This is a genomic window from Nocardia paucivorans NBRC 100373 (assembly GCF_000308675.1).
Lineage (GTDB): Bacteria > Actinomycetota > Actinomycetes > Mycobacteriales > Mycobacteriaceae > Nocardia > Nocardia paucivorans.
In genome coordinates, this window is the sequence record NZ_BAGE01000031.1 from 13,023 (window position 1) to 35,948 (window position 22,926).

The following is a 22,926-nucleotide window of genomic DNA, read 5'->3' on the forward strand; positions in this document are numbered from 1 at the left end:
TCGGAGGGACTACCTTCGGGTTCGTCCGTAGCGGTCGGCGATCCGGTCGGCGGGGGCGGTCGATTCGGGCGCGGCGGGGGTCGGTGCGGGGTCGGTATCGGGACGCTGTTTGCGCCGTTCCCGGATCTCGGCCCAGATGAAATACGCGAGGCCGAGCGGGGCCATGATGCCGAAAGCCAGCCACTGCAGGCCGTAGGACAGGTACGGGCCGGCGTCGAGCTGGGGGAGCGGGACCGGAGTGAAGGCGCCGGGCTGGTTCTCGCCCAGTTGCAGATAGCCCTCGCGATCACCAGTGGGGACGGGGGTGAGGGGCAGGCCGAGAACATCGGTTTCCTGAGCGACATCCACCGAATACACCTGGCGGTAGCCGTCCTGAACCGAGGGGGGACGTTCGGGGTCGGCCCCCTCCGATTTGCGGATACGCGCCTCCACACGGTGGATGCCGGCCGGGGGTTCGGCCACCGATGGCGGTCGGGAGCCTTCGACGGCGGCGACCAGACCCCGGTCGACCAGCAGAATCCGGCCGTCGGTCAACCGGAAGGCGGTCAACACCCCGTAGCCGGGGGCTCCGTCGAGGTGACGCAGCCGGACCAATACGGTCGAGTCGGGCACATAGCTGCCCTCGGCGACCACTCGTCGCCATTCGGTCGCCGCACCGGTGTCGCCGTCGAGAACCTGTCCGACGGGTATCGGATCGGCGCGTACCGATTCGGCGATCAACCGGTTGCGTTCGGAGGTGCTGGCGTTCTTCCCGAGCTGCCACGGCGCCAGCACCGTGAAACACAGGTAGGCGAAGGCGACGACCACGACGGCAAGGATCAGCCAGCCGGGCCGCAGCAGGAACGCCAGTCGACGCATCAGGGCACCCCTTCCGCGGCGGGTGTGGGTCCGGTGCGGGCGAGGGCGGTGCGCACCCAGGTGAGCAGGCCGGGAATCGCCGCCTCGATCTGGTCGCGGACCAGTTCGAACCCCGCATCGGAGCCGTAGTACGGGTCCGGGACGTCGAGGTCGTCGGCGGTCGGGTCGAAACTGCGCAACAGCCGCAGTCGCTCCGCCGGCACCCCCTGGGCGGCCAGGGCCCGCTCGTGTCCGCGATCGAGCGCCACGATCAGATCGGCGTCGCGGTGGGTGTCGCCGAAGGCGGCGGCCACATGTCCGGTCGGGTATCCGTAGCGCAGCAGGACGGCCCGGGTACGCGGGTCGGCCGCGGCGCCGATATGCCAGCCGCTGGTTCCGGCGCTGCTCACCCGCACCCGGTCGGCCAGTCCGGCCCGGTCCAGGTGGGTGGCGAAGATCTTCTCGGCCATCGGCGACCGGCAGATATTGCCGGTGCAGACGAACGATACGTGCAACCCGGTCGTCGGCACCCGGTTCGAGCCCTGCTCCATACTGTTTCTCCTGCTTCCACACCGCCGAAACGGAGACCGTGCCGGCCGGGTCGGATCGTCGGCACGGCGGTCGGATCGTCCGTGGACGAAGTCGGCGCAACCGGTCCAGGATATCCGGGGATGTTCGGGGGCCGAGCAGGTGAGCCGTACCGCCCGGACACCGCCACGTAGGGTGTGGCCCGTGCGCGACGACCACATCGACCTGGCCGCGCTACGTCATCACGGTGATGTGGAGGCCCGGCCCGGTCTGCTAGATTTCGCGGTGAACGTCCAGGGCGCCGCACCGCCCGTGTGGTTGCGGGAACGGCTGGTCGCCTGCCTGGACACCCTGGGCCGCTATCCCGGCATCGACGACGACCTCGCGGCCCGTGCCGCGGTGGCCGCTCGGCACGGTCGGCCCGCCGACCAGGTGCTGCCGTTGGCGGGCGGCGCCGAGGGATTCGCGCTACTGCCCCGGCTGCGCCCCCGACTCGCGGCGGTGGTGCACCCGTCGTTCACCGAACCGGAGTTGGCGCTGCGGGAAGCCGGGGTGCCGATCACCCGGGTGGTGCTGGAACCGCCCTACACCCTCGACCCGGCCCGGGTCCCGGAGGCGGCCGATCTCGTGGTCGTCGGGAACCCGACCAACCCCACCTCGGTACTGCATCCCGCCGCCACGATCCGCGCGCTGCGCCGTCCGGGCCGAATCGTGGTGGTCGACGAGGCGTTCGCCGATGCGGTGCCCGGGGAAGCGGAATCGTTGGCGGGGGTGGCCGAACCGGATCTGCTGGTGCTGCGCAGTCTCACCAAGACCTGGGCCCTGGCCGGTTTGCGCTGTGGCTATCTTCTCGGGGCGCCGGAACTGCTCGAACGGTTGACATACGGCCGGCCGCACTGGCCGTTGGGCACCATGCAGCTCGCCGCGATCACGGCCACCGCCGAACCACATGCCGTCGCCGAGGCGGCGCGGCGGGCCGAACGTATCGCACGCGATCGGGAAGCGATGATCGCGCGGCTCACCGCGGTGGGGATCGAGGTGCACACACCCGCCGCGGGACCGTTTCTACTGCTGCGGGTCCCGGACGGGGAACACCTGCGCGAGCGACTGCGTGGGCAGGGAATCGCGGTTCGTCGGGCGGATACCTTTCCCGGGTTGGGGCCGAACCATCTGCGGGTCGCGGTTCGTCCGGCCGCCGATGTGGACCGCTTGGTGTACGCGCTCGAAGCGGCGACTGCGCGCCGGCGTTCCCGAGACGCTTCGCTTCGGCGATCGTGAACTGTGTCGCCCGCTATCCGCTCCAACGGTAGGAGCGGCCGTAGCATATGCGGGCCGGGCAGGGCTCCACGACGGGAGCCGGCGCGGCGAACAGGCGTTTCCTCCGAGACGAAAGGCGTGCGGTGACCGAACTGGCGGAACTCATCGAGGTGCTGGAGACGGCGTATCCGCCGCGACTGGCCGAGTCCTGGGATTCGGTGGGTCTGGTGTGCGGTGATCCCGGTGATCCGGTGCGTCGAGTGCTGTTCGCGGTCGACGCCACCGCCGAAGTGGTCGACGAGGCCATCGCATGGGGCGCGCAGGCACTGGTGGTGCACCATCCGCTGTTGTTGCGCGGGGTGGACAGTGTGTCGGCCGATCGGCCGAAGGGGGCGCTGCTGCATCGGTTGATTCGGTCCGGGTGCGCGCTGTTCACGGCGCACACCAATGCCGATTCCGCCGACCCGGGAGTCTCGGATGCCCTGGCGGAGGCGCTGGGGTTGACCGTCACCGGTCCGTTGCAGGCCAAACCGGCCCCGGCGGTGGATATGTGGACCGTGCTGGTGCCGTGTGAGCACACCGAGCGGGTCAAGGAGGCGTTGTTCGCCGCGGGTGCCGGCGGTGGCGACAACTACCGAGAGGCGGCCTGGACGGTGACCGGTACCGGGCAGTTCCGGCCGCTTCCGGGGGCGAATCCGGCTCTCGGGTCGGTCGGCGAACTCGAGCGCGTGGCCGAGGACCGGATCGAGATCGTCGCCGCGCCGGCGGCCCGCGGCGACGTACTCGCCGCACTGCGGGCCGCCCATCCCTACGAGGAGCCCGCCTACCACGTCACCGAACGCGCTCGCCTGTCCGGTTCGCTCGGGCTCGGTCGGGTCGGTACTCTGCCGCGTCCGCAGAGCCTGCAGGAGTTCACCACGCACGCCGCCGCCGCGCTTCCGGCCACAGCCTGGGGTGTGCGGGCGGCGGGCGACCCCGACCGGGTCATCCGCACCGTGGCCGTATGCGGTGGGGCCGGGGATTCGCTACTCGACACCGTCGCCCGTCTCGATGTCGACGCCTACCTCACTGCCGATCTGCGGCACCACCCCGCCGACGAACATCTGCGCCGCAACGGTCCCGCTCTCATCGATGCCGCGCACTGGGCCACCGAGTACCCGTGGTGTGCCCAGGCGGAGCGGGTCGTTCGCGCCGGTCTTCCCGACCTGGAGACCCGGGTCAGCGCGCTGCGCACCGATCCGTGGACCGTGGGGTGCTCCGCATGACCCGGCCGCTCCATCCGGCTCCGCCGCGCCGGACGGCGGTTCCCGCCGCTCGGCGGAGTACGGTGGACCATCTATCCGTCCACAGCGTGCAGGGAGTTCATTCGCGTTGAACGTCGAACCATCGATTCAGGCCAAGTTGCTGCAACTCGCCGCCCTTGATGCCGAGCTGACGCGGATCGCGCACCGGCGCACGGTACTGCCCGAACAGCAGGAGGTAGCCCGGGTCGAGGCGGAACGCAACAAGCACAAGGACGCGGCGGTGGCCGTGGAGATCACCCTCGACGACCTCGATCGCGATATCCGGAAACTCGAGGGGGAGATCGACGCGGTTCGCAAACGCGAGGAACGCGACCGCGACATGCTGACCTCCGGTTCGGTCGGCGCCAAACAGCTCACCGAGATCGAGCACGAACTGGGAAGTCTGCAACGTCGGCGCTCGGTGCTCGAAGACGAGCTGTTGGAGGTGATGGAGCGGCGGGAGGCGGCGGCCGCCGATCACGATCACGCCGGTGCCCAGCTGAGCAAGATGGATGCCGAGCTCGCCACCGCCCGTGACCGGCGGGACGAGGCCCTCGCCGACCTGGATGTGGCGCAGCAGCGCTGCGAGAACGACCGGGCCGCCCTGGTGGGTGTGTTCCCGGAGGAACTGCTCGCGCTCTACGAGCGGCAGCGGGCCGGCCGCGGGGTCGGTGCGGCGCTACTACAGGGGCGGCGTTGCGGTGCGTGTCGGATCGAGTTGGACCGCGGGGAGATCGCGCGGATCGCGAAAACCGCGCCCGATGTGGTGGTGCGCTGCCCGGAATGCGACGCGATTCTGGTGCGCACCAAGGAATCCGGATTGTGAGATGGTTGTGCCCGAGGTAGTGGTCGAGGCCGACGGAGGTTCTCGCGGCAATCCCGGACCGGCCGGTTACGGCGCGGTGGTCTACGACGCCGACCATATCGGGGTACTCGCCGAACGTAAGGAGTTCCTCGGGGTCACCACCAACAATGTGGCCGAATATCGAGGGCTCATCGCCGGTTTGGAGGCCGCGGCCGAGCTCGGCGCCCGCGTGGTCTCGGTGCGAATGGACTCGAAACTGGTCGTCGAGCAGATGTCGGGGCGGTGGAAGGTCAAACACGCCGCCCTGATCCCGCTCGCCGAGCGGGCCCGCCGGCTGGTCGCCGACTTCGACCGGGTGGATTTCGCCTGGATTCCGCGGGCCGACAACGCACATGCCGACCGGCTGGCCAACGAGGCCATGGACGACGGGAGCCTGGTCGGCGAGATCCGGGCCGCCGAACGGTCATCCGTCGGTGCGGCCGATAACGGCGACCGCGCTACTTCGGCACAGGAGGCGATCGCATCCTCCGCCACGACCGCCGATTCCCGCAGCGCCTCCGCCCGCCTCGCCGGAACCGGCGCCGGTCCCGGTTGGACCGGCGCGACCGGCCGCCCGACCCGCCTGTTGCTGTTGCGACACGGTCAGACCGAGCTTTCGGTGCAGCGCCGTTACTCCGGACGCGGTAACCCGCCGCTCACCACCTTGGGGCGAGAACAGGCCGAGCGGGCCGCGAAAGTGCTCGCCGCCAAGGGCGATATCGCCGCCGTGGTGACCTCTCCCTTGGACCGGGCCCGGGAGACCGCGGAAGCGGTGGGTGCGGCGCTCGACGTCCCGGTGCGGGTGGTGGACGGACTCATCGAAACCGATTTCGGCGACTGGGAGGGGCTCACCTTCCGCGAAGCCGCCGAACGCGACCCCGACCTCCATGCCCGTTGGCTCGGCGACCCCGCGCTGCGTGCCCCGGGCGGGGAGAGCTTCGACGAGGTGCGCGAGCGGGTCGAGGCGGTCCGGCGCGACCTGGTACTCCGGTATCCGGGAGTGAACATTGTCGTGGTAAGCCACGTCACCCCCATCAAGACGCTACTGCAACTGGCGCTCGATGTGGGGCCGTCGCTGTTGTACCGGCTGCATCTGGATCTGGCGTCGCTGTCGGTCGCCGAGTTCTACCCCGATGGGGGCTCGTCGGTGCGGTTGGTCAACGATACGAGCCATCTGGCGCAGTAGTCGCGGTCCGAGCTCTTCCGGGCCGTATGGGACGACCGCCTGCGTGGATCCGCCGTGAGACGACCGGCGGTTCAGGGCCGGTCGAATCCCGCGGCGTCGAATACCGACCAGGCCTGTGGTGTGGTGACGAAATCGACGAAGGCCGCCGCGGTGTCGGGATCGTGCGCGACCGCCGTGGGAGCTATCCGGTAGTCGTTGTTCGCCCGGGCGGCCTCCGGGAACTCGATCCCCTCCACCGCATCGGCCTCCGCCCGCACATCGGTGCGGTACACCAGCCCGGCGTCCACCTCGCCGAGCCGCACCGTCTCCAGCACCGCCTTGCCATCGGGTTCGGTGACGGCCGGTTTCGCCGTGATTCCCGCGGTCTGTAGCACCGTCCGCGCGGCGCTCCCACACGGTGTCTCCTCGGCACATACCGCGGTGCGCAGATCGCTGCGACCGAAATCGGCCAATCCGGTGAGCCCCTCCGGATTGCCGGCCGGTACCGCGATCTCCAACCGATTGCGCGCAAAGGTGATCGGGGCGGTCGCCAGTCCGCCGGAGACGGCCAGCCGTTCCATGGGTTGTGTTGCGGCCGAGGCGAATACATCGGCCGGGGTGCCCAATCGGATCTGTTCGGCCAGGGTGGAACTGTCGCCGAAATTGAACACCACATCCACCCCGGGGTGGGCTTCTTCGAACTGCTCACCGAGTCGGGTGAATGTTTCGGTGAGCGATGTGGCCGCGAAGACGGACAGCCGTTCTCGGATCTCACCCGGTTCGGGCCGGGTGTTGTCGTTCGACGCGCATCCGGCCGACAGGGCGGCGGCGAGCACCATGGGGAGCAGGAAGCGCAACACCCGCGCGGGGAACAGATCCATGCCGTCACCTTCCGGAATCTCCACCACGATCTGCGTCGACTTCCTCGACGCGACCCGCCACACTTCCAGCTCGAGCCCGTTCGTCGACCGAGTTCCGGCGCGCCGGTGGTACCGGCCGTAACGGCCTCTACCTGTCTCCGAACCCGCATATCGCGCCGCGGGCCGGACCGGGGGTCAGTATATTTCCGCCTCCGCGAATTCCGGGGTAAGGCGCCGTGGCCGTGGCGGCCGGTCCGGATGTCCGTCGTCGACCGGCCGCCCGCCGCGCGATCAGTCCTTCGGACCGCCCGCCACGTAGATGACCTGTCCCGAAACGAATCCGGCGCCCTCGCTGACGAGGAACGACGCCGTATGCGCGATATCCTCCGGGTACCCCACCCGGTTCACCGGTGTCTGCGCGGCGATTGCCCGCTGGAACTCCTCGAACTCGACGCCCACCCGGGCCGCGGTCGCGGCGGTCATCTCGGTGACGATGAATCCGGGTGCGATCGCGTTGGCGGTGATCCCGTATTTGCCGAGTTCGATGGCGAGGGTTTTGGTGAATCCCTGGAGGCCGGCCTTGGCCGTGGAGTAGTTGGCCTGCCCACGATTGCCCTGCGCGGAAGTGCTGGACATGTTCACGATCCGCCCCCACTTCTGCTCCACCATGTACTTCTGCACCGCCCGGGTGAGCAGGAACGCGCCCCGCAGGTGGACGCTCATCACCGCGTCCCAGTCGTCGACGCTCATCTTGAACAGCAGGTTGTCGCGCAGGATACCGGCGTTGTTCACCACCACGGTGGGTTCACCGAGCTCGGACGCCAGTCGCTGGACCGCGGCCTGCACCGATGCCTCGTCGCTCACATCGGCGCCCAATGCCAGCGCCTGTCCACCGGCGGCGGTGATCGCCGAGACGGTTTCCGCGCACGCGGCTTCCTCGAGGTCGAGCACCCCGACCTTCATCCCGTCGGAGGCCAGCCGTTTCGCGACGGCCGCCCCGATACCCCGGGCGGCTCCGGATACCACTGCGATCCTCTCGGCCATGGATTCGACGTCCTCTCGTTTTCCTGGATGGTCCTTTCCTCATCTAACAACGAGTGGGGGCGTCAGGGGAGGACATCGCCCGAAGGCCTTCGGGTCTCACAGGAGCAGCCGCATCCGGTGCTCGGTCCGCGGGTCGGCGGGCCCACACGGTCTGCTCCGCCCGGTCGGCGTGAATCCGTTCCGGAGATAGAGGTCGCGCGCATGGTTGTTTCCCTCGACCACCCATAGCCGCAGTTCTCGGTGGGCCGAGGTCCGCGCCCAGTCCACCACGGCCCGCACCAAGCGATCGGAGACACCCGTGCCGTGGGCGGAGGGCGTCGTCCACACCGAGGCCAACTCCGGCGGATCCAGGGTGTGCAGACCGGCCGCCCGGCCGCCCGGTGCGCCGGCGTTCTCCGCGACGAATACCGTGCGCCCGGCGGTCCAGGCGCACCACTGTTCGTCGGTCCATTCCAGCGCCTCGGGATAGGTGACCGAGAACGATCCGGGTGCCGAGTCGGCGAGGGCGGCCGACCGTGCCGCTCGTACCCTCGGCCATTCGGCCACATCGATGCGGTGGATCCTCGTCGTCCATGCCCTCTCGGTCATCGGTTCCTTCCCCCTCGATCGATGGTCGCGCCGCTCTGGAAATGGCGCTATAGCGTCATTCTTCCGGTCGGTGGGTCTGTGATGAGGCGAGGTTGTCTTCTTCGTAATACGCTGGGGCAGAACAAAAACCGGTATATCGGTCGGTATGGTGGCCGGTCGTTCGAAGCGGCACCGGTGGATTCGTCACGCGGGGTGAACGACCCGCGGTACGCAAACGAACAGTCTGGAGTTCTTTCTTGAGCACGGCACAGCCCGATGGACTCGACTCGACCCCTCACACCGCCCACCGCGCGCCCTGGGATGCCGTGGGGCCGCGAATTCCTTTGTACGAACCGGAATTCGCCGCCGATCCGCACAAGGTGTATCAGATGATGCGGGAACGGTACCGGTCGTTGGTGCCGGTGGACCTCGCACCCGGGGTGCCCGCCACCCTGGTGATCGAACATCGGACCGCGGTGGCCATCCTCAACGACCACGAGCATTTTCCGGCGGATCCGCGTACCTGGCAGGAGGGTATTCCGGCCGACTGCCCGGTGCTTCCCATCATGGAGTGGCGGCCCATCGCGGCCAGAAGCACCGGTATCGACCAGCAGCGCTACCGGGAGGCCAATGTCGCGGGGCTCGCCGAGGTGGATATGCATGCCTTACGGGCGAGTGTGGAACGCATCGCCGTACCGCTCGTCAACTCCTTCTGTGAGACCGGCACCGCCGATCTCATCGCCCAGTACGCGTTCCCGTTGGCCTTCGAGTCCTGCAATGTGCTGTTGGGTTGCCCGCCGGAGATCGGGCAGCGGGTGGCCGCCGGTATGGCGGCCATGTTCGAGGGCATCGATGCCGACGAGGGCAACCGGATGATCGGCGCGGCGCTGGCCGAGTTGGTGGCGGCGAAACGGGACAACCCCGGTGACGACGTCACCTCGCTGCTGCTGCGGCATCCGGCCGAGCTCGACGAGTTCGAGATGATCCACCAGGTGACCAGCCACTATGGCGCGGGGATCGAGCTGCAACAGAATCTGATCGCCAACGCCCTGTTGTTGATCCTGAGCGATTCCCGATTCGGCGGTAGCGTGCTCGGCGGAAGCCTGTCCACTCGCGACGCGTTGGACGAGGTGCTGTTCGACAACCCGCCGATGGCGAACTTCCTCATCACCTATCCCCGACAGCCGATCCTGATCGAGGACGTCTGGCTGCCCGCGCACCAGCCGGTGGTCATCGGTATCGCGGCCTGCAACCACGACCCCGCGATTCGCGCCGACGATCACAAGGGCAACCGGTCGCATCTGTCGTGGGGGCTCGGGCAGCGCAACTGCCCCGCGCAGAACCTGGCCTACATAATCGCCCAGGAGGCCATCGATCAGCTGCTCGACGCTCTGCCGGAGATGCAGCTCGATTTCCCGGACGGAATACCGACCTGGCGTCCGGGGCCCTTCCATCGGTCTCTCACGGCGCTTCCGGTCACCTTCACACCGGCCCCACCGCTGAATGTGATGTGACAGCGATCGGGCCGAGTCCCCGAAGGGGCGGACGAGCCGGCGTGTAAGCCGGATCCTGTTCCCGGTTCGCACCGGGTGGCGACCATCCATCTGGGCACACCGTCGCCGGGTACCTCGAGCAGTCCACCCGCAGGCTCGGGCGAGCAGCCCTCGAACGCCTGCGCAGCCGCACCGCGAGCGGTGCGGCCTTCGACCTTGCTCCGGGCGGGGTTTACCTAGCCGTCCCGGTCACCCGGGACGCTGGTGCGCTCTTACCGCACCGTTTCACCCTTACCGCACGGCCCTCGCGGGCCGTGGGCGGTTTGTTTTCTGTGGCACTGTCCCGCGGGTCACCCCGGGTTGCCGTTAGCAACCGCCCTGCTCTGTGGAGTCCGGACTTTCCTCGGCGGCGGGCGTGGCACCGTCGGATGCCCGTTCCCGTCGCCGCGGCCGCCCGGCCGACTCGTCCGCGCGAACAGGATACTCGGTACGGTTGCAGATCATGGAACGTGTCGAGGTCGGCTTCCCGTCGGGAGGCCAGAAGTGCGCCGCCTGGCTGTATCTCCCGGACGGCGTGTCCAAACCCCGCCCGATCGTGGTGATGGGACACGGCCTGGGGGCCACGCGGGGGATGGGATTGGATCGGTATGCGCGTCGGTTCGCCGCCGCGGGGATGGGAGTGCTGGTTTTCGACTACCGGCATTTCGGGCACAGCGACGGAGAGCCGCGGCAGGTGGTGAACATCGCCCGCCAACGGGAGGACTGGAATTCGGCCATCGCCTACGTTCGCACCGTGCGCGGCTTCGATGCCACGCGAATCGCCCTGTGGGGCACCTCGTTCGGCGCCGGCCATGCGCTGTCGGTGGCCCCGGACGACGATTACATCGCCGCGGTGGTGGCCCAGGTGCCGTTCACCAGCGGTCTGTCCTCGGCGCTGGCGAAGGGGCCGATCAGCCTGCTCAAGGTTTCCACTCTCGCGGCGGCCGATCTGGTGATCGGCACGCTGCGCCGCAGGCCGATCGGGGTGCGGTTGGCCGGGCGGAAACGGTCGGCGGCATTGCTGAGCGGACCGGGGGTGATTTCCGGGATCGGCAGGTTGGCCGAGGAAAGCGACACCTACCTCCCGAAAGTCGGGGCCCGCGTCGCGTTCTCGGCGTTGTTCGACGCACCGGGACGGAAGGCGAAGGCGCTGAAGATGCCGGTGCTGTACGCGCTGTGCGATCAGGATTCGATCACTCCGGTGAAAGCGGCGCTGCGCGCGGCGGAACGGACGAAACACGCTACCGTGAAACGGTATTCCGCGGGACATTTCGATATCTATTTCGATGACGTGTTCGAGCAGACGGTGCGCGATCAGATCGAATTCCTGACCGCGGTTCTGCGTCCCTGAACGCCGGGTGGTCCCGCGCCGGGTGTCGATACCGCGGCGCGGGACATTACGGTGTGATACCGCCGGTGCGGATACCGGATCGACGACCGCATGGAGCGCCGGTCGAATCACCGACAAAATGTCCGCTGCCTCTGCGGGTTGCTCGTGAATTGCCGGATTCGGCTGGTTCGATAATTTGTCGGAAATGTCCGCATCCGATTTACCGGCGCGCTCGTCATGACAGGAACATCCCGACAGCGGCCTCGTCGCGATCTTGCCGCCGAGTCGCCGGCTACGCCGCAACGCGCGTCGGAATCGACGCCGCACCTGCCTGATCAGGGTGAATGCGTCCAGGGCGCCGGGATGGGAAGTGTATTGTCCGAGCGTCTCGCAGGACGGTGACCCCACGAAACGGACATCGCCCCCCGTCGATACGGACGAGGGGCGACGTTCATCCGGCGGGTTGGATCAGGCCGTCGGATCGATAACGAGGAGCTGGGCCCAATAGGTGGCCTGTTCCGGGCCGAGAAGGGGCAGCAGGTAGTCGTACACGAGAGTGGACATGGGGTGTGAAACTCCAGACCTCGAGAATTTTCACTTACGGACGGCCACACTAGCAGCCATTCGGCGGTTGGGAGAGAGGCGCGAGGGATTCGTGTGAACTGGCCGAAAACGTGATCGGCATCATAAAGTAGTGGCCGTCGGCAGGTCCGCCCCGAACGCCTCGTTCCAGGCGGGCCGATTCATATTTGAAATGCGGAAGCAGGTCTCAACTCATATGCGGGTAGCACGTTCCTTGGCAACCGGCGTCCTGATCGCCGGGGCCGCTTCTGTTATCGCCACCGTGGGAGCCGGATCCGCCGGTGCGGTCGCGGTTACTCCGCTGCCGGGCGGTGTCCGGGTGGATCTCAGTCCTGCCGATACGCGGTGGGTGTACCAGAACCAATTCGGACATACCCTCGCCGGGCTGCCGCATCCCTCGGCGGCGTCGTTCGGTGAGGCGCTGGACGCGGCGGCCGCTGTGTCCTCGGCGGTTCCGAACGGTCGGGTGGTGTTCACCGTCTACGGTCCGTTGCACCAATTGAACGGGACGATGTTGGCGGTGCAGTAGGTCGCCCTCGCCCCGGAGAATCGTGTCGGCACCGGAAAGGTGCCGGCACGATTTTTTTCGGCTCTGCGGGTGCGGGCCCATGTCAACCCTTATCGATTTCCGCCGCAGCCGCCGGATAGTCGGCCAGGGCCGCCCCGGCCGCGGTGTTCTCGGCATCGGCCAGCACACCGAACAGGGTGGTGTCCTCCCCCGCGGCACGGGCCTCGGCGGCGCGAGCGAGGATCACCTCGTGCGTCTGCACCGCGTCACGATGGTCGCCGAGCACGGTCTGCAGGGTTTTGGCGCGCCTGCCCAGTGCATCCGCCCACTCTCCGAGAACGGGCGTCGCCGCCTCGCAGGAATACCGTAATCGTTTGGCGCTCTTACGAATATCGTGCAAGAGCTCGATGCGTCCGCTCGGCGCCACGGTCGGTTCGGCGCGGATTCGCCGGCGCACTCGTTTGCGGTCGCGCAGCAGGACGGATTCGAAGAAAACCGCGGCATCGGAATCGCGCTCGCCTTTCCGCAATGGCGGTTCGGTGCGCCAGCGGGACAGTTCTTCCCGCATCTCGCGATAGCGCGCGGTGTTCAACGCGGCGAGGATATCGGTATGCGCGGCGGCGTAGCCGGATCGCTCGGCGGCCACCAGTCGCCGCCGGGCGCAGTCGAGCGCGGATCCGGCGGTCTCGGGGTCGCCGTAGCGCTCCAACAGTTCGGCGAAGCGGCGCGCCCGCACCTCGGCGTCCCGGGCGACGCCCAGGAGCGCGGCCAACCAGGCCAGCTCGGCGCGCATCCGGGTCGCCGGGTCGGGTTCCAGGATCCGTCGGTAGGAGCGCAGCAGGCTGCGCAGTCGTCGGGTGGCCACTCGCATTCGGTGCACCGAATCGGGGGAGTCGACGCGGACCTCGGGCTCGGCGGTGAACAACCGATCGATATCGTGGCGCAGCGCCTCGGTCAGGGCCGCACCGGCGGTGGTCATCTTCGGCTCCCGCCGGCGAAGGCGTCGGTGGCCTCCACCAGGTGGTGGATGATTCCCGGTTCCTGGGCCGAGTGTCCGGCATCGTCGACGATGTGCAGCACCGACCCCGGCCAGGCGCGATGCAGCTCCCAGGCGCTCACGGCGGGACAGACGATATCGTGGCGTCCCTGCACGATCACGCCCGGGATATCGGCGATGACGTCGACATCTCGGAGGAGCTGTCCCTCCTCCAGGAATCCGCCGTGGCGGAAATAGTGGTTCTCGATTCGGGCGAAAGCCAGCGCGAACCGAGGATCGGCGCTTTCGGCGACCTGCTCCGGCCGTGGAAGCAACCAACTGGTCGCGGCCTCCCAGGTGGACCAGGCCACGGCGGCGGCGGTGGCGACCTGGGGGTCGAGGGAGTGCAGGAGGCGGTGATAGGCCTCAACCAGGTCGCCGTCACGTTCGGCCGGTGGGACGGGGGCCAGGAATTTCTCCCATTCGTCCGGGTAGACATAGCCGGCGAGACCGTTGTAATACCAGTCGATCTCCTTGCGTCGTAGCAGGAAGATCCCGCGCAGCACCAGTTCGGTGACCCGTTGGGGATACCGCTGCGCGTAGGCGAGGGCGAGAGTGGAGCCCCAGGAACCACCGAACACCAGCCACCGATCGATACCGAGCGATTCGCGCAGCGCCTCGATATCGGAGACCAGATGCCAGGTGGTGTTGACCGACAGATCCGGGTCGTCGGCCAGATGCGGGGTGGACCTACCGCATCCCCGCTGGTCGAGCAGGACGATCCGGTACCGCTCGGGATCGAAGAACCGACGGTGTTGCGGGTCGGTGCCCCCACCCGGACCGCCGTGTAGGAAGACCACCGGTTTACCGTCCGGGTTTCCGCTGACCTCCCAATACACCGACTGCCCGTCCCCGACCGCCAGCATGCCCTGCGCATGGGGCTCGATCGGCGGATAGAGCCCGCGCACGGTCAGAACACCAGCCCCGAGGCCAGGTCCGGCAGATCCAGTGCCTCGATGGCCTCCTGCCGGACATCGGGACATGCCTCGGTGGTCACCCGGTCCACCAGAGGCTTGTCGGCCAACACCTGGCCATTGATGGCGCCGTTGGTGAGCGCCCATTCGTGCACCATCGCGTTCAACCCCACCCGGCCGATGGTCGGACCCTGGACCCGCCAGTTGGACAGCTCCGGGCGCATCATGTCGCAGAGGTTCCGCGCGGCCTGCTCGGATACCTGGGCCGATGTTTCCGGCGCGGAGGAGGTCTGCGGCGAGGAGGAGACGCCGGTGCCCGGCGCGGCGGTCGTCGACTCCGCCCCTGTATCGCTCCCGGAACCGCACGCGGCCAGTGCGGCGACCCCGCACACCCCCGCGACCATCAGTGCGCAACGTGAAATCCAACTGCGTTCCCGCATGAGTACCTCTGCTCGAGTCGATAACGTCGCCACCGAGTCTGCCATTTTTCCCGCCACCGGGAATCGGCCCCCGTGGTATGCGTCGAGGGGCGAGTGGCTCACGGGACGGCCGATACGGGATGTATCGGGCCGAACCCGTGGTGGGCCGCGTCATCGGCGCGAACATCTCACGGGTTCGGCGGTGGGGTGTCAGAAGCAGTGCTCGGGAGCCGGGAAGGTGCCACGACGGACCTCCTCGGCGAACGCGGCGGCGGCGGTGCGCAATTCGTCACCCACATTGGCGAATCGCTTGACGAACTTGGCCGTCCGTCCACTGGTGTAGCCGGCCATGTCCTGCCAGACCAGCACCTGGGCGTCGCAGTCGGGGCCCGCGCCGATACCGATGGTCGGAATGGTCAGCTTGCGGGTCACCTGGGCCGCCAACTCGGCGGGCACCATCTCCATCACCACCGAGAACGCGCCCGCCTCCTGGACGGCGATGGCATCGGCGATGAGGCCCTCGGCGCCTTCGCCGCGACCCTGTACGCGGAAGCCACCGAGGGTGTTGACGCTTTGCGGGGTGAAGCCGATATGTGCCATCACCGGGATGCCCGCGGCGGTGAGCAGTGCGATCTGTTCGGCGACCCGCTCTCCGCCTTCCAGTTTCACCGCGTGCGCTCCGCCTTCCTTCAGGAAGCGGGTAGCGGTGTCCAATGCCTGTTGTGGGGAGCGCTCATAGCTGCCGAACGGCAGGTCGGCCACCACCAGTGCGTGCGGTGCGCCCCGCACCACGCCGCGGACCAGCGGGATCAGTTCATCGGCGGTGATCGGCACGGTGGTGTCGTAGCCGTACACCACATTGGCGGCGGAGTCGCCGACCAACAGCACCGGGATACCGGCCTCTTCGAACAGCCGGGCGGTGGAGTAGTCGTAGGCGGTCAGCACGGACCAGCGTTCACCCGTCGCCTTCATCTGCTGTAGATGGTGGACGCGGGTGGTACGTCGGGTCGGTGTCGCCGTGGGGGCGGCACCGTAGGCAGGGGTTTCGGATGTCGTGGGCTCGGACATCGTCGTCCTTTCGTCTCCTCGAGGCCCGTCGCGGGTCCCCGGGTCGGGTTGACGCCTCCAGTGTGCACCCCTGCGTCGACACGCTTAAGAGCCGTACCTCGTGCGGTTGGTCACAGTGCCGCCGCGTATCCCTCCACCGCCGTGCTCCGGTGCTCACATGTATCGACACCACCACAGTGCGCGATGGTGCCCGAAAGGGCTGTGAGGGCGAAGTGGGAATATGAGCCCATGCGGTTGAAACTGGGTCCGGCCGCCGTGGCTCTGGCGCTGATGGTGCTCTGCTGGGTAGGCGCGGTGGGGTGTGTGTCGAGGGGAGGTGACCAACAGGACTCGGTGCTCGATTCGGTTCCGGCCGAGTTGATGCGGTTCTATACACAGATCCCGCAGTGGGGAGCCTGCGACGGCTATACGGCACCGCAGGAACGGCTGGCGCCGAAGGCCGAATGCACCCGGATCACCGTTCCGGTGGACTATGCGAAGCCGGATGGGGCCACGGCGCAGATCGCCCTGTCCCGCCTGCCGGCGGAAGGGCGGCGCATCGGATCGTTGCTGATCAACCCCGGCGGACCCGGTTTGTCCGGGCTGTCCACGATATCTCTCGGTGGCGGAACCCTGCTGGCGCAGCGGTTCGATCGGATCGGTTTCGACCCTCGGGGTGTCGGCGCTTCGATCCCGGCCATCACATGTCTGGCGCCGCAAGAGGTCGACGCCGAACGCGCCGAGGCGCCGGAGCCGAACACCCCGGAGGGGATCGCCGCCGACGAGGCCGAGAACCGGGAATACGCTCAACGCTGTGTCGAGCGCACCGGGGCGGAATTCCTTGCCCATGTGGGCACTCGGGAAGTGGTGCAGGACATGGATGTCATTCGGGCGGTGCTCGGCGATCCGAAACTCACCTACCTGGGCTATTCGTATGGCACCCGGCTCGGCACGGCATATGCGGAGAAGTACCCGAACAAGGTGCGCGCCCTGGTGCTCGACGGTGCCATCGACCCCACCCAGGACCCGGTGACGGAATCGCTGCGGCAGGCCGAGGGATTCCAGAAGGCATTCGACGCCTATGCCGATTACTGTGTGGCCGCCGCGGAGTGCCCCCTGGGCAGCGACCGGTCCCAGGTGATTCGCCGATTCCGCGAACTGGTCGATCCGCTGCGGGACACCCCCGTCCGCACCGCGGATCCGCGTGGTCTGAGCTACGGTGACGCCATCACCGGGGTGCAGCAGGCGCTCTACAGCGAAAGTTCCTGGCGGATGCTCACCGCCGGACTCACCGAGCTGCGCGAAGGTCGGGGGGACACCCTCTTGCGATTGGCCGATCTGTACAACGGTCGCCGCGACGACGGCAGCTACAGCAATATCCTCGACGCCTTCAACGCCATCCGGTGCGTGGACGATCCGCCGATCACCGATCGCGCGGTGGCGGCGCGCCAGGACACCGACTATCGCCGGGCCGCGCCGTTCCTCGACGACGGTCAGGGCACGGGAGCCGTGGCCTTGGAAGTGTGTGCGAGCTGGCCGGTGCCGAACACCCGGCTGCCGCGTGCGGTCGAGGTCTCCGGTCTGCCGAAGACGGTGGTGGTGTCGACGACCGGGGACCCGGCGACGCCCTACCAGGCCGGTGTGCGACTGGCCGAGCAGCTCGACGCCTCGCTCATCACCTATGAGGGCGACAGCCATACCGTCGTGTTGAACCGGGGAGTGTCCTGTGTGAACGACGCCGTGATCGAATATTTGATCGAACTGAAACCGCCGCCGGCGGGTCTGCGCTGCTGAATCCGATATCGGATACCGACACAGTCACTCCATGTAACACGGATTTAACGCCAGGTGCCTACGCTCGCGGGCATGGATCGCCAGAAGGAATTCGTGCTGCGGACGCTCGAAGAGCGGGATATCCGCTTCGTACGGCTCTGGTTCACCGACGTCTTGGGATATCTCAAATCCGTCGCGATCGCCCCGGCCGAATTGGAAGGTGCCTTCGAGGAAGGTATCGGTTTCGACGGTTCGGCCATCGAGGGTTTCGCCCGGATCTCGGAGGCCGATATGGTCGCCCGTCCCGATCCGTCGACGTTCCAGGTGCTGCCGTGGTCGTCGAGCAAGGGCCACCAGCACTCGGCACGAATGTTCTGCGATATCACCATGCCGGACGGGTCCCCGTCGTGGGCCGACCCCCGACATGTGTTGCGGCGCCAGCTCAACAAGGCAGGCGATGTCGGGTTCAGCTGCTATGTGCATCCGGAGATCGAGTTCTTCCTGCTGAAGAACACCCCTGGCGGCCTCGATCCGGTCCCCGCCGACAACGGCGGCTTCTTCGACCAGGCCGTGCACGATTCCGCCCCCAACTTCCGCCGGCACGCCATCGACGCGCTCGAATCGATGGGGATCTCGGTGGAGTTCAGCCACCACGAGGGCGCACCCGGCCAGCAGGAAATCGACCTGCGCTACGCCGACGCGCTGTCCATGGCCGACAATGTGATGACCTTCCGCTACCTCATCAAGGAAGTCGCCATCGACGAGGGCGTGCGCGCCACCTTCATGCCCAAGCCGTTCGCCCAGTATCCGGGTTCGGCCATGCACACCCATATGAGCCTGTTCGAGGGTGAGTCGAACGCCTTCCACGATCCCGACGACCCGATCAACCTCTCGGCGACCGCGCGGGCGTTCATCGCGGGGATCCTCGAACACTCCCACGAGATCAGCGCCATCACCAACCAGTGGGTCAACTCCTACAAGCGGCTCATCCACGGTGGCGAGGCGCCGACCGCCGCGTCCTGGGGTCGATCCAACCGTTCGGCGCTCGTGCGGGTGCCGATGTACACCCCGAACAAGGCGTCCTCGCGGCGGGTCGAGATCCGCAGCCCCGATTCGGCCTGCAACCCCTACCTGACCTTCGCGGTGCTGTTGGCCGCGGGCCTGCGTGGGATCGAGAAGGGATACGAGCTGCCGCCGGAGGCCGAGGACGACGTGTGGTCGCTGACCGCCGCCGAACGTCGGGCCATGGGCTTCCGCGAACTGCCCGGCACCCTGGACGAGGCGCTGCAGGCGATGGAGCGGTCGGAGTTGGTCGCCGAAACCCTCGGTGAACACGTCTTCGATTTCTTCCTGCGCAACAAGCGCCGGGAATGGGCCGACTACCGCAGCCAGGTGACGGCGTTCGAGCTGCGCGAGTATCTGGACCTGTGATGCGGTGCCCGGCCGGTCCACGCATCCCGGCCGGGTAATTTGAAGTAATGGCCCGGCCCCCGTCTGCCCGTTCCGCTGTCCCCGGTGTCGGTCGGCTCGGTTTGCTCGAGCCGACGGCGGCCGAATCGCTTCGCGAACTCGGCTGGGACGATGTCGAGGAGATCCCGCTGCTATGGGCGCTTTCACGCGCCCCGAACCCCGATCTGGCGTTGAACACCCTGGTCCGCCTTCGGGAGGGACTCGGAAGCGATTGGGATGCCCTCGATTCGGCGTTGCGCACCGATACCCGGTTGCGGGGCAGGCTGTTCGCGGTGATCGGTTCGTCCAGCGCGCTGGGCGACCATCTGGTGGCCGACCCCGCCGCGTGGGAACTGCTGCGCAGGCCCACCCTGCCCGACCGCGACGAAATGCTGACCGAGCTGCTCGCCGTGGTCGCCGCCGAACCCGAGACCGGACGTAATGCCGGTCCGATGCTGTTCCGCGCCGGGAAATCCGGCCCGGAGGTGGTGTCCTTGTTGCGCAAGCACTACCGCGATCAATTGATGCTGGTGGCGGCTGCGGACCTGGCGCCGACCGTGGAGAACGAGCCGGTGCTGGGGTACAAGGAGGTCTGCGCGCGCCTCACCGAACTGGCCGATGCCGCGCTCACCACCGCGCTGGCGGTGGCGGTGGCGCGGGTGTGCCGGGACGCGCCGTGCCCGGTGCGGTTGGCGGTGATCGCCATGGGCAAAAGCGGTGCCTGCGAACTGAACTACGTCAGCGATGTCGACGTCGTTTTCGTCGCCGAACCCGCCGACGCCACCGCGGGCCGGTTGGCCGCCGAGATGATGAGTGTGGCCTCGTCGGCCTTCTTCGAGGTCGACGCCGCCCTGCGGCCGGAGGGCAAGGCCGGGGTGCTGGTGCGTACCCTGGACTCGCATCTGGCCTACTACCAGCGTTGGGCGCGCACCTGGGAATTCCAGGCGCTGCTCAAGGCGCGTCCGATGACCGGGGATCTGGAGCTGGGCCGGCAGTATCACGCCGCGGTGAATCCGCTGGTGTGGACCGCCGCCGAACGTGCGGATTTCGTCGCCGATGTCCAGGCCATGCGACGTCGTGTCGAGGACCTGGTTCCCGAGGAGCTGCGCGATCGCGAACTCAAACTGGGTCACGGCAGCCTGCGCGATGTGGAATTCGCCGTGCAGCTACTGCAATTGGTGCACGGCCGGGTGGACGAATCCCTGCATGTGGCGGGCACCGTGGAGGCCTTGGCGGCATTGGCCGAGCGGGGCTATATCGGCCGCGAGGACGCCGCCAACCTCACCGCCTCCTACGAATTCCTGCGGCTATTGGAACACCGGCTGCAACTGCAGCGGCTCAAACGCACCCACACCCTGCCTGCCTCCGACGACGAGGAGGGCATGCGCTGGTTGGCTCGCGCCGCGAATATCCGACCCGACGGCAAACAGAACTCCGCCGGGGTGTTGCGCACCGAGATCCGGCGCACCACCGCCCGGGTGCGGCGCCTGCACGCCCGGCTGTTCTACCGGCCGCTGCTGGAATCGGTGGCGCGGCTGGAACCCGACGCGCTGCGGTTGGGCCCCGACGCCGCCGTGCGCCAGCTCGCCGCCCTCGGTTACGCCGCACCCGAACACGCGCTCGGCCATCTGCGCGCGCTCACCGGCGGTGTCTCCCGTAAGGGGCGCATTCAGGCGCTGCTGCTGCCGACCCTGCTGGAATGGCTGGGCGACACTCCCGACCCGGACGCCGGTCTGCTCGCCTACCGACGGGTGTCCGAGGGCCTGGCGGATATGGACTGGTATCTGCGGGTATTGCGGGACGAGGGCGCGGTCGGGCAGCGATTGATGATCGTTCTCGGCTCCTCGGCGTATCTGCCGGATCTGCTCATCAACGCCCCCGAAACCATCCGTATGTACGCCGACGGTCCGGACGGACCGCTGCTGTTGCGCACCCAGCCGGCGGAGGTGGCCAAGGGCATCCGCACCGCCGCCGCCCGCTACGAGGATCCGAAACGCGCGGTGGCGGCGGCTCGTTCGCTGCGGCGGCACGAACTGGCGCGGGTCGCGTCGGCGGACCTGCTCGGCCTGCTCGACGTGCCCCAGGTGTGTGAGGCCCTGTCCTCGGTGTGGGTGGCGGTGTTGGACGCGGCATTGCGGGCGGTGATCCGCGCGCACGAGGCCCGAACCGGTGAGCCCGCGCCCGCCGCCATGGCGGTAATCGGGATGGGCCGCCTCGGCGGTCGGGAACTGGGTTACGGTTCCGACGCCGATGTGCTGTTCGTCTGCGATCCGCGTCCCGGCGCGGACGAGGCGGCGGCCGTGAAATGGGCCACCGGTGTCGCCGAACAGGTGCGGCAGCTGCTCGGCGCCCCCAGCACCGACCCGCCACTGGAAGTGGACACCGGACTGCGTCCCGAGGGCCGCAGCGGTCCGATGGTGCGCACCCTGGCCTCCTACAACGCCTATTACAGTCAGTGGGCGCAGCCGTGGGAAGTGCAGGCCCTGTTGCGCGCCCACCAGGTGGCCGGTGATTCGGACCTCGGCATTCGCTTCCTGCACACCATCGACCCGGTGCGCTACCCGGCCGGCGGTGTCTCCGCCGAAGCGGTCCGTGAGATCCGTCGCATCAAGGCCCGGGTGGATTCCGAGCGGCTGCCCCGCGGCGCCGACCCTGCCACACACACCAAACTCGGCCGCGGTGGGCTCGCCGATATCGAGTGGACGGTGCAGCTGTTGCAGTTGCGGCATGCGCACGAGGTGCCGGAACTGCACAACACCTCCACCCTCGAATCGTTGGGTGTCATCGAGCGTCACGGCCTGCTCGACGCCGAGGACGTGCATCGGCTCCGGCAGGCGTGGCTCACCGTGACCGCCGCCCGTAATGCGCTGGTGCTGGTTCGGGGCAAACCCACCGACCAACTTCCCGGACCCGGCCGCACCCTGTCGGCGGTGGCCCGGGTCGCGGGCTGGTCCGGTACCGACGGCGGTGAGTTCCTCGACAACTATCTGCGGGTCACCCGGCGTGCGCGGGCGGTGGTGGAGCGGGTTTTCGGAACCTGAGCCCGCGTTCGTCCCGCTTGGGCGGAACCCGTCCGGCCGGCCGTCACCGGGGGCGCGATGGTGGCCGGCGCCCCGACCTTTCGGCAGCGTCGATGCCGGCACGGCCCGGTCTTCGCATCGGATCGGCGCGGGCCGGTGATGTTCGGCGTCGAGCGCCGTTTCGCCGCCGGCAGTGAACGAATGGTTTGCCGCCCGCACCGATATTCGTCTCCGATATGCAACGGGTGCATATCGGCCGCGCCCGAGGGTAGTTCCCTGGTGAAGTGGGCCCGACCAGCACAGGACTCGGTCCTGCCGGAAAACCTGTCGGGAGTCCGAGCACCGACACGAGAAGGAGGTTTCGATGGCTCTCACCAGCGGTTACCGCAACGGTGGGCTGCGCCGGTTGGGGGCGGGCACGGCTTTCGCGGCGGTCCTCGTCGGCAGCGGTGGTGCGTTGGCCGCTGCCCAGCCGACGCCCGAGGAACAACAGCAGACGTGGGAGGGGGCGCGGCAGGTATTGACGGGAGCGACGGTCGAGTCCATCGAAATCGACCTCACCGACGGCGCCCCCAAGTGGGAAGTGGACGCGCGCACCCGCGACGGCGCCCAATACGAGGTGATGGTCGATATGAACTCCGCCACGGTGCTGTCGATCGAGCCGGATGACGATTGAGATACCGGTTGCCGGGCTCACCGGGTCGCCGCGGTGGCAGTACATGGTCGCCCGGCTTGTTCTCGAGTGCCGTTTCCACCGCCGGAACGGGGTGGCACCTCGTACAGTTGCGCCGGCCCCACGTCGATCGTTCTCCTGCCGCATCGGCGCACCACACTCTGCAGATGGCGGTGGGTCGTAAGGGACCACCCACCACACCGGTCGAGCAGGGCATACGATCAGAAGTACGGATCCGAGCTCCCGGTCGCGTCCTTG

20 protein-coding genes and 1 other RNA gene are annotated in these 22,926 nt (G+C 68.1%); 11 read left to right on the forward strand and 10 right to left on the reverse strand.

Annotation, left to right across the window (positions count from 1 at the left end):
- Nucleotides 1-9 precede the first annotated feature (9 nt).
- Together ON32_RS07375 and ON32_RS07380 are read right to left on the reverse strand one after the other, a co-directional pair.
- Nucleotides 10-858 carry an SURF1 family cytochrome oxidase biogenesis protein gene (locus ON32_RS07375; RefSeq protein WP_040789913.1) on the reverse strand — a complete coding sequence of 283 codons (849 nt, stop codon included), beginning with the start codon at nucleotides 856-858 and terminating at the stop codon, nucleotides 10-12.
- The gene (locus tag ON32_RS07380) at nucleotides 858-1,388 is read right to left on the reverse strand and encodes a low molecular weight protein-tyrosine-phosphatase (RefSeq protein WP_051132967.1); all 531 of its coding nucleotides are present in this window, start codon (nucleotides 1,386-1,388) and stop codon (nucleotides 858-860) included. The genes ON32_RS07375 and ON32_RS07380 overlap by 1 nt, the downstream gene beginning before the upstream one ends.
- A gap of 181 nt (nucleotides 1,389-1,569) precedes the next feature.
- Between ON32_RS07380 and cobC the strand changes: the two genes are divergently transcribed.
- From cobC to ON32_RS07400, 4 genes are all read left to right on the forward strand, one after another.
- Nucleotides 1,570-2,643, forward strand: a complete 1,074-nt coding sequence (gene cobC, locus ON32_RS07385; RefSeq protein ID WP_083874179.1) for an Rv2231c family histidinol phosphate aminotransferase CobC — start codon at nucleotides 1,570-1,572, stop codon at nucleotides 2,641-2,643.
- Nucleotides 2,644-2,765: 122 nt separating this feature from the next.
- Nucleotides 2,766-3,887 carry a Nif3-like dinuclear metal center hexameric protein gene (locus tag ON32_RS07390; RefSeq protein ID WP_040789914.1) on the forward strand — a complete coding sequence of 374 codons (1,122 nt, stop codon included), beginning with the start codon at nucleotides 2,766-2,768 and terminating at the stop codon, nucleotides 3,885-3,887.
- Nucleotides 3,888-3,993: 106 nt separating this feature from the next.
- Nucleotides 3,994-4,731: a zinc ribbon domain-containing protein gene (locus ON32_RS07395; RefSeq protein ID WP_040789917.1), complete on the forward strand. Its 738-nt coding sequence runs from the start codon at nucleotides 3,994-3,996 to the stop codon at nucleotides 4,729-4,731.
- A gap of 1 nt (nucleotide 4,732) precedes the next feature.
- Nucleotides 4,733-5,935, forward strand: coding sequence for a bifunctional RNase H/acid phosphatase (locus tag ON32_RS07400; protein ID WP_040789918.1), 1,203 nt, complete (start codon nucleotides 4,733-4,735; stop codon nucleotides 5,933-5,935).
- A gap of 71 nt (nucleotides 5,936-6,006) precedes the next feature.
- Here the strand turns inward: ON32_RS07400 and modA are convergent, their stop codons facing one another.
- The 3 genes from modA to ON32_RS07415 form a co-directional block, all read right to left on the reverse strand.
- Nucleotides 6,007-6,795, reverse strand: a complete 789-nt coding sequence (gene modA, locus ON32_RS07405; protein WP_083874181.1) for a molybdate ABC transporter substrate-binding protein — start codon at nucleotides 6,793-6,795, stop codon at nucleotides 6,007-6,009.
- 270 nt (nucleotides 6,796-7,065) lie between these two features.
- Nucleotides 7,066-7,818 (reverse strand): 3-oxoacyl-ACP reductase FabG, encoded by a 753-nt coding sequence (gene fabG, locus ON32_RS07410; protein ID WP_040789920.1) that lies wholly within the window; start codon nucleotides 7,816-7,818, stop codon nucleotides 7,066-7,068.
- Nucleotides 7,819-7,914: 96 nt separating this feature from the next.
- Nucleotides 7,915-8,406 (reverse strand): GNAT family N-acetyltransferase, encoded by a 492-nt coding sequence (locus ON32_RS07415; protein WP_051132968.1) that lies wholly within the window; start codon nucleotides 8,404-8,406, stop codon nucleotides 7,915-7,917.
- Nucleotides 8,407-8,642: 236 nt separating this feature from the next.
- On the opposite strand from ON32_RS07415, the gene ON32_RS07420 reads away from it, so the two are divergent.
- Nucleotides 8,643-9,899, forward strand: a complete 1,257-nt coding sequence (locus ON32_RS07420; RefSeq protein ID WP_040789922.1) for a cytochrome P450 family protein — start codon at nucleotides 8,643-8,645, stop codon at nucleotides 9,897-9,899.
- A gap of 28 nt (nucleotides 9,900-9,927) precedes the next feature.
- Here ON32_RS07420 and rnpB read toward each other — a convergent pair.
- Nucleotides 9,928-10,344: RNase P RNA component class A (gene rnpB, locus ON32_RS26950), an RNA gene on the reverse strand.
- Nucleotides 10,345-10,380: 36 nt separating this feature from the next.
- Between rnpB and ON32_RS07425 the strand changes: the two genes are divergently transcribed.
- Nucleotides 10,381-11,268 (forward strand): alpha/beta hydrolase, encoded by an 888-nt coding sequence (locus tag ON32_RS07425; protein ID WP_040790024.1) that lies wholly within the window; start codon nucleotides 10,381-10,383, stop codon nucleotides 11,266-11,268.
- Nucleotides 11,269-12,025: 757 nt separating this feature from the next.
- Complete coding sequence (locus tag ON32_RS07430) at nucleotides 12,026-12,358, forward strand: hypothetical protein (protein ID WP_040790025.1); 333 nt, start codon at nucleotides 12,026-12,028, stop codon at nucleotides 12,356-12,358.
- 82 nt (nucleotides 12,359-12,440) lie between these two features.
- Here the strand turns inward: ON32_RS07430 and ON32_RS07435 are convergent, their stop codons facing one another.
- From ON32_RS07435 to panB, 4 genes are all read right to left on the reverse strand, one after another.
- Nucleotides 12,441-13,316, reverse strand: a complete 876-nt coding sequence (locus ON32_RS07435; protein WP_040789923.1) for a CHAD domain-containing protein — start codon at nucleotides 13,314-13,316, stop codon at nucleotides 12,441-12,443.
- The gene (pip, locus tag ON32_RS07440; protein ID WP_040789925.1) at nucleotides 13,313-14,281 is read right to left on the reverse strand and encodes a prolyl aminopeptidase; all 969 of its coding nucleotides are present in this window, start codon (nucleotides 14,279-14,281) and stop codon (nucleotides 13,313-13,315) included. Before pip ends, ON32_RS07435 begins: the two co-directional genes overlap by 4 nt.
- Nucleotides 14,282-14,283: 2 nt before the next feature.
- Nucleotides 14,284-14,727 carry a hypothetical protein gene (locus tag ON32_RS07445; RefSeq protein WP_040789927.1) on the reverse strand — a complete coding sequence of 148 codons (444 nt, stop codon included), beginning with the start codon at nucleotides 14,725-14,727 and terminating at the stop codon, nucleotides 14,284-14,286.
- A 189-nt stretch (nucleotides 14,728-14,916) separates the two neighbouring features.
- Nucleotides 14,917-15,774, reverse strand: coding sequence for a 3-methyl-2-oxobutanoate hydroxymethyltransferase (gene panB / locus ON32_RS07450; protein ID WP_040789929.1), 858 nt, complete (start codon nucleotides 15,772-15,774; stop codon nucleotides 14,917-14,919).
- A 228-nt stretch (nucleotides 15,775-16,002) separates the two neighbouring features.
- On the opposite strand from panB, the gene ON32_RS07455 reads away from it, so the two are divergent.
- The 4 genes from ON32_RS07455 to ON32_RS07470 all read left to right on the forward strand — a co-directional run bounded on the left by ON32_RS07455 (nucleotide 16,003) and on the right by ON32_RS07470 (nucleotide 22,671).
- Nucleotides 16,003-17,547: an alpha/beta hydrolase gene (locus ON32_RS07455; RefSeq protein ID WP_040789931.1), complete on the forward strand. Its 1,545-nt coding sequence runs from the start codon at nucleotides 16,003-16,005 to the stop codon at nucleotides 17,545-17,547.
- A gap of 72 nt (nucleotides 17,548-17,619) precedes the next feature.
- Nucleotides 17,620-18,957: a type I glutamate--ammonia ligase gene (gene glnA, locus ON32_RS07460; protein WP_040789933.1), complete on the forward strand. Its 1,338-nt coding sequence runs from the start codon at nucleotides 17,620-17,622 to the stop codon at nucleotides 18,955-18,957.
- A 47-nt stretch (nucleotides 18,958-19,004) separates the two neighbouring features.
- Entirely contained in the window at nucleotides 19,005-22,016 is a 3,012-nt protein-coding gene (locus ON32_RS07465; protein WP_040789934.1) for a bifunctional [glutamine synthetase] adenylyltransferase/[glutamine synthetase]-adenylyl-L-tyrosine phosphorylase, read from the forward strand.
- Between the two features lie 343 nt (nucleotides 22,017-22,359).
- A complete protein-coding gene (locus ON32_RS07470; RefSeq protein ID WP_040789936.1) occupies nucleotides 22,360-22,671 on the forward strand; it encodes a PepSY domain-containing protein in 312 nt (103 codons plus the stop codon).
- Nucleotides 22,672-22,926: the final 255 nt, after the last annotated feature.